A 17,317-nucleotide genomic window follows, 5' to 3' on the forward strand; every position below is an offset into this window, starting at 1 on the left:
TCATAAAAAGATTAAGAAATAAATAATTATTTAAGTGATTTTGCTTGTGGGCTGTTAGGAAATTGTGATTTTAAAACTTTAAAAAACTTATCTGCGTTATTTTTATCACCAATTTTTTCTAAACTAATACCAGCATTAAGCAAAAGTTTTGGCATATAGTCTGCCTTGTCATCATTTTTTATGCTTTCTTGATAGTTTTTTATGGCGTTTGCATAAGATTTTTGATTAAAAGCAATTTCACCTAACATGAAATTTGTTTTTGCAAGATTGTATTTTTTACTTGCTAAATATTCATAATGAATTTTTGATTCAATATATTTATTTTCATTAAAAAGCCTATGTGCTATTTTTTCAATCTCACTTGGTTTCATATCATCAAATGCAACAACTTTATTTGTATTTTTTGTTTGTGTTTCTTTTGTTTCTAGTTTATTTGGTTGTGGCAAAGCCTCTTGCTTTTTTGTAAATTCTTTTTTTGGTTGATTTTTGGTAGTAACCACTACTTCAGAGTTTTTTTTTACATTGATTTCTAATCTTTGATTAATTATTTCAACTTGTCTTTTTAAATCAGCTATATCGTTTCTTAAATCTAAAATATCTTGTTCTGTAACGACAGAAGTTTGTTTATTTGCTAGTTTGCTAACTTTACCAGTAGTTCTAATTTCCAAATCAGAAACCCTGCTTTCAAGTTTAGCTATTTGAGAATTTGTTCCCTCAACTACACTCTTTACACCTATCATATCTTCGTTGTATGAGTTTAGCTTGCTCTCAACTTCATCAACTCTTTTTTTATTTGATAATAAGACTTGTTCATTTTCTGTTAATCCATAAGGATTTTCAGAAGCTATATTTCCCGCTCCAAAAACAGAAACTTCCTGTGCTAAAATGGTGGTTCCTAAAAAAACCACCATTGATAAAATTTTTCTCATTTATTAATAAAATACTCTAAACTCATCGCGTCTATTTTGAGCATCGCATGATTTACTCTTATCTTTGCACACAGGGTTGCTTTCACCATAGCTTACAACAGAAATTCTATCTGCTCTTACGCCATTTGCAACTAAAGCATCTTTTACAGATTTAGCTCTTTTTAGACCAAGTGCATAGTTATACTCATCTGTTCCCCACTCATCGCAGTTTCCTTCAACTTTTACATTGATTCTGTCTGCACCTGCTTGATTAAATAATGCAGCGTTGCTATTAACAACTGAGCGCATCTCAGGTTTAACATTGTATTTATCAAAATCAAAATATACATTTTGAACTTGATTTTGAATTTGAGATGCAAGCTGAGCAAGCATTTGAGCATCTGACATTACAGGAGCTTCTTGAACTGCAACTTCTGGTCTTTTTTTACTACAACCAGCCATTAGTATGGCAACTATAGCGATTGAAGTTAAAACTGTTTTTTTCATAATTTTCCTTTAAAATGAAATTTGTCAGAATTATACCACAAAATTTAAATTTTTACCAATCAAGTGATTGAAATTTTCCAACTTTCAAAGGAAATTGGAAACTTTTATTTTCGTTTATTCTTATAATTCCAACAGCGCTTTGATAATTTGCATCTTTTATAAATACCACAGTTCCACCATCGTGTGAAAATCTAGGAAATAAATTTTTTCCACCAGCTGTTAATTGGCGAATATAATCTGTTTTTGTTGATATTAAATAAAGATTAAAATCCCTATTTTCTTCCCTGCTTGAATAAACTACATAATTTCCAGAGGTACTTATTGAACTATTATTCTTACCGTGAAATACCATTTGTTCTATCCCACCACCATTTATACCAGTGGCAAAAACATTTGGATAACCAAGTCTATCACTTACAAAAACAACTTTTGTATCATCGTCTACAAAATTTCCATTTACATCAATTCCAGGATAATTTGTAATTTTAGTTTTGGTTCTACTTCTTAAATCATATAAGAAAATATCTGGCTGATCACTTGGTGCATCTGTAATAAGCAGTTTTGTACCATCACTACTTACATCAGACACTGTAAGCATACCACTTCCTTCCAATATTTTAGTTTTTTTAGCATTTTTTAAATTGTACTTATAAATAACTGGCTCAACATCATTTACATAATGTGTGTAATAAAACTCATCTTGATCTTTTGAACCCCATTTGGGAAAAATATTAAGCCCGCCACTTAATACTTCTTTTTGATAGGTTAAAGTATAATCAGATACGAAAATAGAACTATTTGCTGAAGATGTATAAACTGCATAAATTAGCATTTTATTCATCCAGTCAACATCTGAATAACCAAAATTTTTAACTATTTCAGATACTGCATTATGTGCTAAAAAAGGAAATTTTGCACCATTTTTTTGAGAAAAATTTGATTCATATAATGTTTTACCACTTTTACCATCAATTACTTTTATTTTTAAAACTAACTCCGTATATACATCACCATCTAATTCATAACGAACAATTAGTGATGAATTGGTTGTTAAATTTGAACTATAACCACCATCATATGAGCTTGTATAGTATCCATCATCAACATCGAAAGTTGCGCCCACTTTTAAATCTCCAAGTATTAGTTTAAAAAACTGACTTTGAAGATTTTTATCATTTAGGTTTGAAGCATCTTGAATTGTAATTTTTGGCAAATTCAAGCCTTCATTAACAATAGTAGTTGTTGCATCGCTTGCAAACATGAAAATGCAAAAACTAAACATTAAAAAAATTTTCTTCACTTATTTCTCCTTTAGAAATTTTTGTAATTTTAATACTAATTTTTAAATTTATCGTATTAAATCTTTCATTTTATATTTATGTTTATAAATTTCACCATTAGGTGGGGCTGGAAATTGAATATTTTCAAGCCTATTTAGATAATCTCTAAATTTTTGATTAAATTCTGTACTATATGATAACTCAATAATTTCATAACTTAATCTTCCATTTTTATTTATTGTGATTTCAACTGTCGCATCTTGATTTGGCAAGGCCCTATATGTGCTCCAAACATTAGTTAAAATACTTTGGACTTCACCTATAAATTTATTATAAACTCCAGTTCTTTGTGATTTGCCTTTTGCTTTTTCGCCTTTTATGTTGGATGTATTATTTTTAGAAGCTGTTTTTTGAATTGTTTTTGTAGTTTTATCGCTCTTTTTTCTACTTTGGACAAGATCTTCTTGTTTTATATTTTCCTCAAGTTTGGTTTTATTTATGTCTTTAAAAAGATCAGATAACTCTTCATTTTTTTGTTTTTCTACAGGCTTAGGAGTTTCTTTTTTTTCTTCTTTTGGTGAAACTTTTTTATTTGTGGTTTTTAAGCTTTCATCTTCATCTTGTAAATTTGGTTTTTTTTCAATAATTTCTTCTTTTTCATCCTCTAATTCTTGACTATCTTTTGAAACAGGAGCTAGAGAATCATCAATGTCCATTATCATAATATCCATAAAGGCATCTTTGTCTTTTGTATATTTTTGACCTTCAAAATATTTAACTTTAGAATTATATGCAAAAAAAAGCATAGAAAGTATAATTAAAATATAAATTAAAGTACTAAAAATAAAAGATAAGAAATTTATAGTTTTATCTTTTTTCACAAAAGACTCCACTATCCAGCTGTTTGAAGAGATATTTTCGTAAAACCTGCTTGTTTGAGTGTTTTTAAAATATACATAACATCATTGTAGATTAAATTTTTATCAGCTTGTATATAGACTGGCGAATTTAGATCTAAATTTGCAGATTTCAATACTATATTATCACTAAATTCACTAAAACTCATAGATTCTTTATTTATATAAACTTTTCTTTTATCATCTATTCTTATAATAATATTTTCAGAGGTTAAATTTGAAACTTCTTTTTTTGAACCATCTGGCAAAGAAATGTTTTCTTCATATATTATAGCTGGTGTTGTAACCATTAAAATAGCAAGTAAAACTAGCATAACATCAACTAATGGTGTGATGTTAAGCTCTGGCTTTTCACTATAATCAAACATTTATTTACTTGCTCTTTCTTGTGAATTTAATAAAACAACATCTATAATTCTAGATATAATATTCATGAGTTCATATGATTTTCTTTTTAGCAAAAGATGAAAAGTATATGCAGGAATTGCTACAAATATACCAGCACCTGTTGCAACTAAAGCTTCACTTATAGCAGGAGCAATTACAGACAAACTTGCATTTGAAGTTCCTATTTTTGTAAAAGTTTCAAGTATTCCAACAACAGTTCCAAAAAGTCCTATAAAAGGAGATGTAGAAGCTATTATTGATAACCAAGTAAGTCCTGATGTAGAATTTTTCTCAGCCATTGCCTTACAAACAGAAAGTTTTTCCTTTGTAGTTTCTCCTGTTGCATATTTTTTAACAACTGTAGTTAAATTTGAAATTTTACCACCAAGCAAAAGAGAATCAAGTGCTTTAATCTCAGATGATATCCATAAATTTAGAGATATCATCTTTGAAATTAAAATAGAAAAAGTTGTAATAAAATAAATAGACAACCAAATTAAAACAAATAAAGTTATAAATGAACTTCTTGATATATAACTAAGAAAAATATCTAGCATTTATTTATTTTGACCTTGCCATATTTTCCATTTTTGCTATGGTTGAAGCATATGTAACATTCTCACTTCCCATTGATTCAATTAACTCTTTTGCTTTATCTAAAGATTCAGCTATCGAACTATCAGATTTTCCACCAACATATACGGCACCATCTGCAAGAACAGTAACTTTTTCTTCATCAACTTTTAAATAGCCCCAGTTTATAGCAACCATATCTTTTTCATTATTTTCATCAACTAGCTCAATAAGGCCTGTATTTAAAAGTGTTATTAATGGTGAGTGATTAGGAAGAACTCCTAATTCACCCTCACTTCCAGGAAATTGAGCAGATTTAACTTCACCTGAGAAAATTGTACCTTTTGGAGTAACTATCTCTAACTGAAATTTATCTTTCATAATTTATCCTTATGCTTTTAATTTTTCAGCCTTAGCTATTACTTCATCAATATTTCCAACCATGTAAAATGCTGCTTCTGGGAGATCATCATATTTACCCTCTAAAATTCCTTTAAAGGCAGCAATTGTCTCTTCTAGGGTTATATATTTACCAGGACTTCCTGTAAATACTTCAGCGACAAAGAATGGCTGAGATAAATATCTTTCTATTTTTCTAGCTCTTTCAACAACAAGTTTATCTTCTTCACTTAACTCATCCATACCTAAAATTGCAATTATGTCTTGCAAATCTTTATATTTTTGTAAAATTTGCTGAACGCCTCTTGCAACCTCATAATGCTCTTCACCAACAATTTGAGGATCAAGCATTCTTGATGTTGAATCAAGTGGATCAACAGCTGGATAAATACCTTTTTCAGCTATACTTCTATTTAAAACTGTTGTTGCATCAAGGTGAGCAAAAACAGCTGCTGGAGCTGGGTCAGTTAAGTCATCTGCAGGAACATATACAGCCTGAACTGATGTGATTGAACCTTTTTTTGTTGATGTAATTCTTTCTTGTAGTTTTCCCATTTCGCTCGCTAATGTTGGCTGATAACCAACAGCTGATGGAATTCTTCCAAGAAGTGCTGACATTTCAGATCCTGCTTGTGAAAATCTAAAGATATTATCAATAAACATTAAAACATCAAGTCCCATTTCATCTCTAAAATACTCAGCCATTGTAAGACCAGTAAAAGCGATTCTATTTCTTGCCCCTGGTGGCTCATTCATCTGTCCATAGCATAAGGCAACTTTATCCAAAACTCCACTTTCTTTCATTTCGTTATAAAGGTCGTTACCCTCTCTTGTTCTTTCACCAACACCAGCAAAGATTGAATAACCACTGTGCTTATAAGCAACATTATGGATAAGTTCCATAATAATAACCGTTTTTCCAACACCAGCGCCACCAAATAGTCCAACTTTTCCACCTTTTGCATAAGGGGCCAAAAGATCAACTACTTTTATACCTGTTTCAAAAATTTCACTTTTTGTACTTTGATCTTCAAAAGCAGGTGGTCTTCTATGAATTGACCACTTTGTTTCAAACTCAGTCTCCTCACCTTCATCAATAAGTTCACCTACAACATTGAAAATTCTACCTAAAACTTTTTCACCAACTGGAACAGAGATAGGAGCTCCAAGAGCTGTAACCTCAAGACCTCTTGTAAGACCATCACTTGCATCCATAGCAATAGTTCTAACTCTATTGTCGCCAAGATGTGCGGCAACTTCTAAAATAAGTCTTCTTTCAATACCTTCAACGCTAAACTTAACTTCAATTGCTTCGTTAATTTGCGGTAGATAATCAGAAGAAAAATCTATATCTACAACAGGCCCTAAAACCTGACTAATCATACCTTTCATAAACTCTCCTTAAATTATTTCATTGATTCAACGCCACTGATAATCTCAATAAGCTCAGTCGTAATAGAACCCTGTCTTGCTTTATTATAAGCAAGGTTTAAATATGCTACTCTTTCTTTTGCATTATTACTGGCATTTTCCATAGCGTTCATTCTAGCACTGTGTTCGCCAGCTAAACTATCAACTAATGCATAATACATGCTGTATTCCAAATATTTAACCATTAATTCTTCAAGAATTTTTTCACTGTTTTTTGCAGGTTCAAATTCTATAACAGAATTATTTTGAGAAATATCAGACTTAACAGGTGGGAGAACTGGAGCTATATCATTTATCCTTATTTCTTGAGTTATCATATTTTTATAGCCATTATGAACCATGACAACTTTATCTGTCTCACCTCTGTTAAACTCATCAATTGCCTCTTCAATAATCTCTTGAGCTTTTTCATATGTAGGTGACGAACTTACTCCTATAAAGCTTTTATAAATTTCAACGCCTTGAAATTTAAAATACTCTATACCTTTTTTACCAACAGCTCTTAATCTTACTTTTATTTTTTTATCTTGATACTCTTTGATAAGGTTTTTAACAGCATTAATAGTGTGAGCGTTAAAGCCGCCACAAAGTCCCTTATCAGCAGTAACAAAGATAATATCCATTACTTTTATCTCATTATTCGTATCAAAAAGTCTTTTTAATTTACTTCCTTCTTCAATATCTTGTGCATAATTTGCTATCTCGCTTAAAACCTCATTGATTTTTATAGCATAAGCACTTGATTGAAGAGCAGCAAATTTTGCTCTTTTTAATTTGACATTAGAGACAAGCTTCATGGCTTTTGTTGTTTTTTGTGTGTTTTGAACACTTTTGATTTGAGCCTTAATGTCTTTTAAATTTGCCATTAATTTTTCCTATTCTGCAGAAAAAGTCGCTTTAAATTCATTTAATGCTTTTACCAAAGTTTCTTCAGTATCCTTATCTAAAGTCTTTTTATTGACTATATCTTCAAAAATTTGAGGATATCTTGCCTCTATATATGGATAAAGCTCAGCTTCAAATTTGCCGATAGCCGATACTGCAACATCATCTAAAAAGCCTTTTGTTCCTGCATAAATAATAACAACTTGCTTTTCAACAGCAAGCGGTGAATATGGAGGTTGTTTTAAAATTTCAACCATTCTTTGACCACGATCAAGTTGTTTTCTGCTGCTTTCATCCAAATCGCTTGCAAACTGAGCAAAAGCTTGAAGCTCTCTATATTGAGCAAGATCAAGTCTTAATGTGCCTGAAACTTTTTTAATAGCTTTGATCTGTGCTGAACCACCAACTCTTGAAACTGATAATCCAACGTTAATAGCTGGTCTTACACCTGAGTTAAATAAGTTTGTTTCAAGAAAAATTTGACCATCCGTAATTGAAATAACGTTGGTTGGGATATAAGCTGAAACATCTCCTGCTTGTGTTTCAATGATAGGAAGCGCAGTTAAACTACCAGCTCCTAGCTCATCATTTAACTTACTTGCTCTTTCAAGTAGTCTTGAATGAAGATAAAAAACATCTCCAGGATATGCTTCACGACCTGGTGGACGTCTTAAAATAAGAGATATTTCACGGTAGGCAACAGCGTGCTTACTTAAATCATCATAAATTATTAAAGCATGTCTTGCATTATCTCTGAAATATTCACCCATTGTACAACCAGAGTAAGGTGCAAGATATTGAAGTGTAGCAGGATCACTAGCTCCAGCAGCTACAACTATAGTGTAATCCATAGCACCATATTCTTCAAGTTTTTTAACAGCCTGAGCAACAGTTGATTGTTTTTGACCAATAGCTACATAAATACAAATAACATCTTGACCCTTTTGATTTATTATCGTATCAAGAGCTATTGTTGTTTTTCCTGTTTGTCTATCTCCAATAATAAGCTCTCTTTGGCCTCTACCGATTGGAACAAGTGCATCAATTGATTTAAGACCTGTCTGAAGTGGTTCATGAACACTTTTCCTAGCCATAATTCCCTTGGCTTTTTCCTCAACAAATTTTGTTTCTTTTGTTTCAATAGTGCCTTTACCATCAATTGGTTCACCCAAAGCATTTACAACTCTGCCTATTAGTCCATCTCCAACTGGAACTTGTAAAAGCTTATTTAGTCTTTTTACACTAACACCTTCTGAGATACCATCCATGCTACCTAATATAATAACACCAACAATGCTCTCTTCTAGGTTAAGTGCTATTCCTTGAGTTCCATTTTCAAACTCAACCATCTCATTAACCATAACATTTTTAAGACCATAAACAGTTGCAACACCATCACCAACTGTTATTACTTTTCCCGTTTCTTCGATATCAATACCAATATCAAATTTTTCAATTCTTTCTTTGATAATACTGCTAATTTCATCAGCTTTAATCTTAGAACTCACCTTTTTCTCCTTATCATATTGCTTTTAATATATAATCACTCATATCGTGTTTTAATCTATCCATAGAAAAACTTATCTCTACTCCAAGTTCTTCTAAATCAACTTTAACACCACTATAATCTCCTTTATCAAAATCTAAAGATATATCTGCATCAAATTTTTTAGAAAAAATTGATTCAAGTTTTAAAATTTGATCTTTTGTAAGATCCTCATTTGAATATATCACACCTTTAAATTTATTTTTGGAAGTTCTTAAAATAGAACTTACCCTTTCAAAAAGATCTGGTATTAAATCAAGCCTTTTATTTTGTGATAAAAGCTTTAATAAATTCTCAAATTTCTGTGATATTTTTTTCTCAAAAAGAGACATAACCAAATGCTCTTTAGTTTTTGTATCAACTATTGGAGAGTTTATAAGAGAACTGAATTTATCCTCTCTAAAGGCAAGAGAGATGGTTTTTAAATCTAACAGAAATTGATCAAGCTCACTGCCTTTAAATTCACTCATAATAGCTTTTGCATATTTTTCTACTATTGCACTACTCATTAGCCAACCTTCTTATTTATGATATCTATAAGTTTTGATTGCTCTAGCTTTACACTTGGATCATTAAAAGTTTGACTTAAAACATCAGCGACAACTTCTTTTGTTGCCTTTTTACTTTCAAATTCTTTTTTATTTTCATAATTTTTTTCCAAATCAAGTAGAGTTTGTTTTAATGAATCAGCTGATTTTGTCTTTGTTGTTTCAACTTCATTTTTTGCTACCTCTAGAAGGTCTTTAGCTCTAACTTTGGCAAGTTCTACATCTTTTTTAGCTTGTTCTTTTTTTGCTTTTGAATCTCTTAATTTATTTTGGATATCATCTAGCCTATCCGCAATTGACTTAATCCTAGCATTATATGCTTTTATAGCAAAATCTTTTAAAAGATAAAATAAAATTCCAAAAAATAAAACAAAGTTAAAAAGCCTTGGGATTATATCATAATTTTTTGAACCATCACTAGCAAAAATTGCTACCGGAATAATAAATAAAAATAGATATTTTTTCATATTATATCCTTGCCAATTTTTCTTTTATTCCTGCTTTAAAATCAGGAATTTGTTTTTCAAGAGCTTTTTTAATTTCATCTTTTTGTTTAGATAAATCTTGCAAATACGAAGCCAAGTCATTTTCCAAAGAAGTAGTTTTTTCTTCTATTTTTTTGCTGTTTTCACTCTCTATCCCACTAAGTCCCGCTTCTCTTATTTTTGCAGCCTCATCTCTTGCTTTACTTAGAATATTTTCTATTTCCAAAGCCTCAGAGCCGACATCTGCTAAATTTTGATTAGCTAGTTTTTCATCCTTTTGTATAGCAGCATCCCTTGCATCCATAAAATTAAGCATAGGTTGATAAAGGCGCCTGTTCAGATAGCCAATAAGTCCTATAAATACTACTATGGTGAAGATATATGCAAATACACTGATTTCTATCACATTGCACTCCTTTTATTCAAAAACATAACTCGGCTATCATACAATAAATTTTATGAAAGTTTGATTAAAGCTAAAAATTTTTTTAACTAATTTTATTGATTAATTTTTTAATTTCACTAATGTCTTTAAATTCTATTGAAATTTTTCTATCTTTAATGCTTATTTTTCCAAAATTCGAAAGTTTTGTTTTTAGATTTTTAATCTCACTGATAAAATTAAAATCTAATTTTTCTTTTTTTATTCCTAGTTTTTTGCCATTTTTAATTTTTTTAACTAGATCTTCAGTTTGTCTAACGCTTAATTTTTGACCAATTATTGTGTTTAAAACTTCTTCTTCATTTTCTTTATTAAGACCAACTAAAACTTTTGCATGACCTTGTGAAATTTTATTATCACTTAGTGCTTCTTTTGTTTTATCTAAAAGCGTCAAAAGCCTAAGAGTATTTGTAATTTGCGATCTAGATTTTTTAATAATATCAGATAAATCATCTTGAGTTATTTTATACTCATCAATTAACTCTTTATATGAATTTGCAAGTTCCATAGGATTTAGATCTTGCCTTTGAACATTTTCTATTAACGCAAGCTCTCTTAAGTTTTTGGACTCTATATCAGCAACAATTGCCTTTATGGTGCTATTTCCTAAAAGCCTAACAGCTCTTAATCTTCTTTCACCAGCTATTAAAACATACTCGTCATCTTTTTTAAAAACAATAATTGGCTGAATAAGTCCATGTCTCTTAATGGAAGCACTAAGCTCATTTATAGCAGTTTCATCAAAATATTTTCTTGGTTGATATGGGTTTGGTTTTATTTTATCTACGCTTATCTCTAAAACAAAATCTTTTTTTCCACTTTCAAATTCTTTTGTATATGCCATTTCAACATCACCCAAAATAGCATCTAATCCTCTTCCAAGACTTAACTTTTTACTTTTAGCCATTTTGTATCTCCATAATGCAAGTTGCTAAATTTTGATAAGCAATACTGCCTATTGATTTAGCATCATAAAGTATAGCAGGTTTACCAAAACTTGGACTTTCAGCAAGTCTAACATTTCTAGGAATTACAACAAAACCATGGTCGTTTTTTGTTTTAAAAAGTTTATTTTTAAAATGTTGTTCTAAATTTGAAACAGTCTCTTTAGAAAGGTTGTTTTGCGAACTATACATAGTAGGCAAAAAACCCTTTATTGTAAGTTTTGGATTTATTGTTTTTTTAATAATTTTAACCGTATTTAAAATAAGCGCCAATCCTTCTAATGCATAAAATTCACACTGTATTGGTATTATCACACTATCACTTGCACTAAGAGCATTTACAGTTATACTTCCAAGAGTTGGGGGTGAATCAATGATTATATAATCATATCTATCCAAAACTTCATTAATTTTTTTTTGTAAAATCAACTTAAAATCCCCATCATTATTTGCAAATTCTTGTTCTATTCCAACAAGACCAATATTTGAAGGTGCTAAAAATAAAGTTGGAATTTCAGTTTTCAGTATAACCTGAGAGAGTTTTTTTCTACCTGTTAAAACATGATAAATATTAAACTCATACTCACTTCTACTAAATCCAAGTCCTGTTGTTGCATTTGCCTGAGGATCTACATCAATTAGCAAAACTCTCTTTCCAGCAACTGCTAAAGAAGCTGACAAATTTATAGCTGTTGTCGTTTTACCAACTCCACCTTTTTGGTTGGCAATAGTAATAATTTCAATCATCTTAAACTATACACCTTTTTATTATCTATTAAAATCGATCCATCATCGCACAATATAGCATTTTTTAACAAAACACTTTTATCATCGATGTGCGAACAAAACTCTTTTGATTTTTCAAATTCTATCAAAAACTTGCTAAAAATATTCTTCCATGAAATTTTTTCTTCTAGTTTTTTAAAATATTTTATGAGTAATTCGTTAACATCTACTTGTATATCTAAGTGTTTAATATATTCACCATTTGAAACCAAATTAAGTCCTATTCCGCAAATATAAATATCCTTAAATTTAGTGGTTATAACTCCGCCAATCTTATCTTTATCAATATAGAAGTCATTTGGCCACTTGACCCAAACACTTGAGCCAAGTTCACTTAAAATAATTTTAAAAATATAAGAAAAATATATACTTAAAGATGATGTATTAATATCACTATTTAAATCATTTTTTTCGATACAAAATGATAAAAATAAACTTCCCTCACTACTTTGCCAATTATTTCCCCTGCTGCCAATACCATTAGTTTGGGTTTTTGACACAATTGCAAATGGAGGTTTTTTAACATTCTCTTTTAAAATTTCTAAAATTTCATTTTGGGTTGAAGAACAAGTTTGAATATAAAAAATCTCCATTTATTTATTTCCTTTTATAAATCTCGTGCCTCTAACCGTGCAAGCTGCTTTATTATATTTATTCAAACACAAATCTTCAAGTTCTTCATCTGATAACTTTTTAACAGCTTCTATTTTAGCTTCCTCTTTTATTTTTTGATATTTATAAAAACCAATCACAATAGCTAAAATAGCAAATGCAATTAAAAAATTTTTCATAAAATATCACCTATTTTTAATCTTTTTCCATTAATAAAATCACTTGCCAAAAGTGGCTTTTTAGCTTTTTCCTGTATTTTAAAAACCTTTATGACGCCATTTTTAAATTGCAAATCAAAGCTTTTTCTATCCAAATTTACAATTTTTCCAAAATCACTACTTTCATTATCATCAATAAACTCAATATCTAAAAGTTTAGTTCCATTTTCTAAAAATATTCCAGGCCATGGATAAAATGCTTTAAATTTTTGAAAAACTTCTTTTGCATCATCACTAAATTTAATTAAACCATCATCTTTTTTTATCTTTGAACATTTAGATGAAAGAGCATCAAATTGGGAAAAATTTTCTATATTATTTAAATTTTTTAAAATTTTAACTGTTAAATTTGAAGCTAATTCTTCCATTTGTTTAAAAACCTCATCACTCTTAAAACGGCTGATATCTAAAAATGAAAATCCAAGCATATCTCCATCATCGAGTTTTTCACCCATTTTCATAGCTGTTACACCACTAATTTTATCATCGTTTAAAATAGCTGATTGTATTGGACTAGCTCCTCGGTATTTTGGAAGAATTGAAGCGTGTAAATTTATACAAGGGCAAATTTCTAAAATGTTTTTTGGTAAAATCTGCCCATAAGCTGCAACTATTATAATATCTGGTTTTAAAGTTAAAACTTCTTCATAAATAGTATCTTCCTTCAAGCTATTTGGCTGAAAAATTTCAATATTTAAATTATTTTTTAAAATATAGTTTTTAACATCAGGCGGAGTTAATATTTTTTTTCTACCTACGACTTTATCTGGTTGAGTAAAAACACCAACAATATTATATTTTTTTTTTATAAGTTTATCTAAAATAGCTACCGCATAGCTTGGTGTTCCCATAAAAATAACTCTCATTTACTCCCCTTTTTAATCTAATATTTTTAACATTTCGAGCAAATAATTTTTAAGCTTATCGATATTTAAATTTGCAGCACTTGAAATTGGTAAAACAAAATATGGTTTTTTTGTATCAAATTTATTATAAATATCTATATTTTGTTTTTTTTCAAAACCAAATTCGTTTAAAAATGCACTGTAAATTTCATCTAAACTTTCACAAATTTCAGATTTTGTAAAAATAATAGCAAATGGTTTTTCGGATAATGATGAAGAAAACTTTGAAATTTCATCTTTTAGGGTTATAAACTGTTCTTTTAAATCTCTATGGTTTACACTATCAAGAACAAAAAGTAAAATCTTATTTCTTTCAATATGTCTTAAAAACTGAACTCCAAGACCCCTACCATCGCTTGCACCTTCGATAATTCCAGGAATATCTGCCATTATAAAAGAACTAAATTCATCGATTTCAACCATACCAAGCTTTGGCGAAAGGGTTGTAAATTCATAGTTTGCAATTTGAGGTCTTGCGTTTGAAATAGTAGAAATCAAAGTTGATTTACCAACATTTGGAAATCCAACAAGTCCTACATCACCTATTAATTTAAGTTCTAATGAGATATTTTTACTCTCACCATCAAGTCCTGGCTGAGCATAATTTGGTGCCTGATTAGTTGAGTTTTTAAATCTGGCATTTCCAAGACCACCTTTTCCACCTTTTAAAAAAAGAACCTTTTTATCACTTTCTACTAAATCAAGCAAAATAGTTCCATTTTCATCTAAAACTTGAGTTCCGGGTGGAACTTTTAAAATCAAATCTTCACCATTTTTTCCAGTCATTCCTTTGCCACCACCTGGTTCGCCATTTTTAGCTTTAAAGTATTTTTTTCCTCTATAATGTGCAAGTGCGTGAGTATTGTTATCTACTAGAAAATAGACATTGCCCCCATCACCACCATCACCACCATCTGGTCCGCCTAATGGAATATACTTTTCTCTTCTAAAGCTTTTTGCTCCAGCGCCACCTTTTCCAGCTTTTACGCTAAATTTAACACTATCGATAAACAAATTTTTACCTTTTTGAAATATAAGTAAATTAAAAATATAAGTTTGTATAAAATTAAAGAATTTACGGCTTTAAGCCGTAAATTTTATTCTGCTGGATAAACAGAAACTTGTTTTCTGGTTTTATCAAATCTTTCAAATTTAACAAAACCATCAGTTAATGCAAAAAGTGTATGATCTCTTCCTAATCCTACATTATTTCCAGCGTGTGTTGCGGTACCTCTTTGACGAACAATAATATTTCCAGCTCTTACAAACTCACCGCCAAATTTCTTAACACCTAAGCGGCGTCCAATAGAATCTCTATTATTCTGGGTTGAACCTTGACCTTTTTTGTGTGCCATATCTACTCCTTAGGCTGAAATTTCAGTTACTTTTACGCGAGTATATTGTCTTCTAAAACCGCGTTTTAATTTTGAGTCTTTTCTGCGTCTTTTTTTAAAGATAACAACTTTTTTATCTTTTCCAAGATTTACTACTTCCAAGACAACTTTTGCACCCTCTACAAACGGTGCTCCTACCTTTAAATCACCATCTTTGTTCACTGCCAAAACATCAGTAATCTCGATAGTGTCTTTTTTCTCAGCCTCAAAACGGTCTAAATTTAGAAAGTCACCTTCGCTAACTTTATACTGTTTTCCGCTGTGTTTGATAATTGCATACATCAAACCATCCTTTATATTTTGGTAAGTAACCATTTGGCACTTGCCTTATAACAAGATTTTAAAAAGCCAAAATGATCCATAAGCTGATTATTATATCTTAAAAATTTTAATCTAAGCTTATTTTTTATAATTCTACTTAGATAAAGTGAGGGCAGTTATAATTTTTTTAGTCATCCAATTTTTATAAGTTTAATATTTATATTCTTAACAGTTCAAAACCTTAAAATACAAGGTTTTGAACTTACTTAACTTATCTATGATTAATAGTCAAGTTCTGGTTTTGGAGTATTTTTTGTTGAAGCTGGTAAAACAGGATAAATTATTTCAGGCATTTTACCATTTAATGATTCAAAGAATGTTGCTATTGAAGCAGCTTCTTCATCTGAAATTTGGATGCCAAGCTGAATACTTCCCATCTCCTTTATGGCATCTTCTACATCCCAAATAGCTCCATTATGGAAATATGGTTGAGTTAATAAAACATTTCTTAAAACAGGAGTTTTTACCATTCCATTTTTATCTCCTGTAAAGTCACCAACATTGGCAAATTTATACTTAGCAACCACGCCGAATGCCTGCATATTGCCACCTAAATTTACACCATTGTGACAAGTTGTACAACCTTTTTCTAAAAATAGTTTTAAACCATCTTGTTCATCTTTTGTAAGAGCATTTTTATCGCCATTTAGAAAATCATCAAATCTTGTTGGAGTAACCAATGTTCTTTCAAAAACTCCAATAGCTGTAGTTACAAGATCAAAATTTACAGGCTCATCTTTTTTAAGATCAAATGCTTTTCCAAACAACTCAACATACTCAGGAATTGAGTTAATAACTTTTTCTACTCTTTCAAGAGTTGATGCCATCTCAGGCATAGCTGTCATAGGTCCAGCTGCTTGCTCTGCAAGATGAGCTGCTCTACCATCCCAAAATTGAACTGAGTTAAATACTGAGTTATAAACTGTTGGAGCATTTACATGATGTGGGTTTGGAGTCCATTTATGTCCTGTTGAAGCAGGTATATTATCAGCTCCGCCATATCCTAAATTATGACAGGTATTACAAGAAATAATTCCACTTTTAGAAAGTCTTGGATCAAAATATAGCATTTTTCCAAGCTCAACTCTTTCCTTTGTTGTAGGGAAAGCTTGTGCATCAGGCGAACTATCTTCAATTAGCTTTTTTAAATTCTTTTCACTTTTTGGTAAAGGCATAAGACCTAAATTTTTTGCATCATCAGCTAATGAGCTTGCAAAAGCAAAGTTTAGAGCTAAAGCTGAACAAAGAACTATTGATAACTTTTTCATATTTTCTCCTTTTTGCTAAAATGTAGACATATTATATAAGGAATTTCATTAAAATATTATGAATTTTTAATATAAGGAATAGTTTTAAATAACCTATAAAAAATATTTAATCAAATTTAAGATATAATGAAGGTTTAAGAATTCAACAAATAAAGGGATAGGTTATGAAAAAAATAAATTTTAGTATCTTTATGATAGCTCTTTTTATATCTGGATGTAGTGTTTCAAATTGGAATATTGGTAAAACCACAATGGAAAACACAAAAAAAGAAGAGATGTCTAAGTCAAAAGAAAAGATAAACAATAATAAAAATAACTTCCACATAGACACAATAATAAACACTTGGGGAAATCCAACCTCAACAAGACAAAACTCGGCTGGAAATAAAATCTACATTTGGGAAAACTGTAAACCAACAGGCACTATGGTTAATGTATGCGATGATAATGGTTGTTCAACAATCCCTGAAAAAAACTGTTGTGAAAGAGCTTTAATAACTGACAAAGATGGATATGTTCAAAATCTAAAAGAAGCTGTGAATAGTTGCATTTAGAATTTTA

General features: G+C 30.1%; 23 protein-coding genes. 1 reads left to right on the forward strand and 22 read right to left on the reverse strand.

Going from position 1 to position 17,317, the window contains the following annotated elements:
- Positions 1-26 precede the first annotated feature (26 nt).
- The 22 genes from O6B72_RS03180 to O6B72_RS03285 form a co-directional block, all read right to left on the reverse strand.
- A complete protein-coding gene (locus O6B72_RS03180; protein ID WP_269492194.1) occupies positions 27-929 on the reverse strand; it encodes a tetratricopeptide repeat protein in 903 nt (300 codons plus the stop codon).
- Positions 930-932: 3 nt separating this feature from the next.
- Positions 933-1,415, reverse strand: coding sequence for an OmpA family protein (locus O6B72_RS03185; protein WP_018713286.1), 483 nt, complete (start codon positions 1,413-1,415; stop codon positions 933-935).
- 52 nt (positions 1,416-1,467) lie between these two features.
- Positions 1,468-2,715 (reverse strand): Tol-Pal system protein TolB, encoded by a 1,248-nt coding sequence (gene tolB / locus O6B72_RS03190; RefSeq protein ID WP_269492196.1) that lies wholly within the window; start codon positions 2,713-2,715, stop codon positions 1,468-1,470.
- Between the two features lie 48 nt (positions 2,716-2,763).
- The gene (locus O6B72_RS03195) at positions 2,764-3,576 is read right to left on the reverse strand and encodes a TonB C-terminal domain-containing protein (protein ID WP_269492197.1); all 813 of its coding nucleotides are present in this window, start codon (positions 3,574-3,576) and stop codon (positions 2,764-2,766) included.
- An 11-nt stretch (positions 3,577-3,587) separates the two neighbouring features.
- Positions 3,588-3,980 (reverse strand): biopolymer transporter ExbD, encoded by a 393-nt coding sequence (locus O6B72_RS03200; protein WP_018713283.1) that lies wholly within the window; start codon positions 3,978-3,980, stop codon positions 3,588-3,590.
- On the reverse strand, positions 3,981-4,556 hold the full coding sequence (locus tag O6B72_RS03205; RefSeq protein WP_258298576.1) for a MotA/TolQ/ExbB proton channel family protein: 576 nt from the start codon (positions 4,554-4,556) through the stop codon (positions 3,981-3,983).
- Between the two features lie 4 nt (positions 4,557-4,560).
- Positions 4,561-4,953, reverse strand: a complete 393-nt coding sequence (atpC, locus tag O6B72_RS03210) for an ATP synthase F1 subunit epsilon (RefSeq protein ID WP_024961943.1) — start codon at positions 4,951-4,953, stop codon at positions 4,561-4,563.
- A 9-nt stretch (positions 4,954-4,962) separates the two neighbouring features.
- Complete coding sequence (gene atpD, locus O6B72_RS03215; protein WP_101637516.1) at positions 4,963-6,363, reverse strand: F0F1 ATP synthase subunit beta; 1,401 nt, start codon at positions 6,361-6,363, stop codon at positions 4,963-4,965.
- Positions 6,364-6,377: 14 nt separating this feature from the next.
- Positions 6,378-7,268: an ATP synthase F1 subunit gamma gene (atpG, locus tag O6B72_RS03220; RefSeq protein WP_258298575.1), complete on the reverse strand. Its 891-nt coding sequence runs from the start codon at positions 7,266-7,268 to the stop codon at positions 6,378-6,380.
- A 9-nt stretch (positions 7,269-7,277) separates the two neighbouring features.
- Complete coding sequence (gene atpA / locus O6B72_RS03225; RefSeq protein WP_101637514.1) at positions 7,278-8,795, reverse strand: F0F1 ATP synthase subunit alpha; 1,518 nt, start codon at positions 8,793-8,795, stop codon at positions 7,278-7,280.
- A 13-nt stretch (positions 8,796-8,808) separates the two neighbouring features.
- Entirely contained in the window at positions 8,809-9,342 is a 534-nt protein-coding gene (locus O6B72_RS03230) for a F0F1 ATP synthase subunit delta (protein WP_258298574.1), read from the reverse strand.
- Complete coding sequence (locus O6B72_RS03235; protein ID WP_269492198.1) at positions 9,342-9,848, reverse strand: F0F1 ATP synthase subunit B family protein; 507 nt, start codon at positions 9,846-9,848, stop codon at positions 9,342-9,344. The genes O6B72_RS03230 and O6B72_RS03235 overlap by 1 nt, the downstream gene beginning before the upstream one ends.
- A 1-nt stretch (position 9,849) precedes the next feature.
- Positions 9,850-10,272: a F0F1 ATP synthase subunit B family protein gene (locus O6B72_RS03240; protein WP_269492199.1), complete on the reverse strand. Its 423-nt coding sequence runs from the start codon at positions 10,270-10,272 to the stop codon at positions 9,850-9,852.
- A gap of 82 nt (positions 10,273-10,354) precedes the next feature.
- Positions 10,355-11,215 carry a ParB/RepB/Spo0J family partition protein gene (locus O6B72_RS03245; protein ID WP_258298572.1) on the reverse strand — a complete coding sequence of 287 codons (861 nt, stop codon included), beginning with the start codon at positions 11,213-11,215 and terminating at the stop codon, positions 10,355-10,357.
- Positions 11,208-11,999 carry a ParA family protein gene (locus tag O6B72_RS03250; RefSeq protein WP_101637509.1) on the reverse strand — a complete coding sequence of 264 codons (792 nt, stop codon included), beginning with the start codon at positions 11,997-11,999 and terminating at the stop codon, positions 11,208-11,210. Before O6B72_RS03250 ends, O6B72_RS03245 begins: the two co-directional genes overlap by 8 nt.
- Entirely contained in the window at positions 11,996-12,631 is a 636-nt protein-coding gene (locus O6B72_RS03255; protein ID WP_258298570.1) for a biotin--[acetyl-CoA-carboxylase] ligase, read from the reverse strand. Before O6B72_RS03255 ends, O6B72_RS03250 begins: the two co-directional genes overlap by 4 nt.
- Positions 12,632-12,829 (reverse strand): hypothetical protein, encoded by a 198-nt coding sequence (locus O6B72_RS03260; protein WP_101637507.1) that lies wholly within the window; start codon positions 12,827-12,829, stop codon positions 12,632-12,634.
- Positions 12,826-13,734: a methionyl-tRNA formyltransferase gene (gene fmt, locus O6B72_RS03265; protein ID WP_101637506.1), complete on the reverse strand. Its 909-nt coding sequence runs from the start codon at positions 13,732-13,734 to the stop codon at positions 12,826-12,828. The genes O6B72_RS03260 and fmt overlap by 4 nt, the downstream gene beginning before the upstream one ends.
- Before the next feature lie 12 nt (positions 13,735-13,746).
- Positions 13,747-14,787, reverse strand: a complete 1,041-nt coding sequence (gene obgE, locus O6B72_RS03270; protein ID WP_269492200.1) for a GTPase ObgE — start codon at positions 14,785-14,787, stop codon at positions 13,747-13,749.
- Positions 14,788-14,870: 83 nt separating this feature from the next.
- Positions 14,871-15,128, reverse strand: a complete 258-nt coding sequence (gene rpmA / locus O6B72_RS03275; RefSeq protein WP_016647350.1) for a 50S ribosomal protein L27 — start codon at positions 15,126-15,128, stop codon at positions 14,871-14,873.
- A gap of 9 nt (positions 15,129-15,137) precedes the next feature.
- Positions 15,138-15,449: a 50S ribosomal protein L21 gene (gene rplU, locus O6B72_RS03280; RefSeq protein ID WP_101637503.1), complete on the reverse strand. Its 312-nt coding sequence runs from the start codon at positions 15,447-15,449 to the stop codon at positions 15,138-15,140.
- 260 nt (positions 15,450-15,709) lie between these two features.
- The gene (locus O6B72_RS03285) at positions 15,710-16,756 is read right to left on the reverse strand and encodes a cytochrome-c peroxidase (RefSeq protein ID WP_258298567.1); all 1,047 of its coding nucleotides are present in this window, start codon (positions 16,754-16,756) and stop codon (positions 15,710-15,712) included.
- A gap of 164 nt (positions 16,757-16,920) precedes the next feature.
- Here O6B72_RS03285 and O6B72_RS03290 point away from each other — a divergent pair, with 164 nt between their 5' ends.
- Entirely contained in the window at positions 16,921-17,310 is a 390-nt protein-coding gene (locus O6B72_RS03290; RefSeq protein WP_024961929.1) for a hypothetical protein, read from the forward strand.
- Positions 17,311-17,317 lie beyond the last annotated feature (7 nt).

It is taken from the genome of Campylobacter ureolyticus (genome assembly GCF_027277485.1).
GTDB lineage: Bacteria > Campylobacterota > Campylobacteria > Campylobacterales > Campylobacteraceae > Campylobacter_B > Campylobacter_B ureolyticus_B.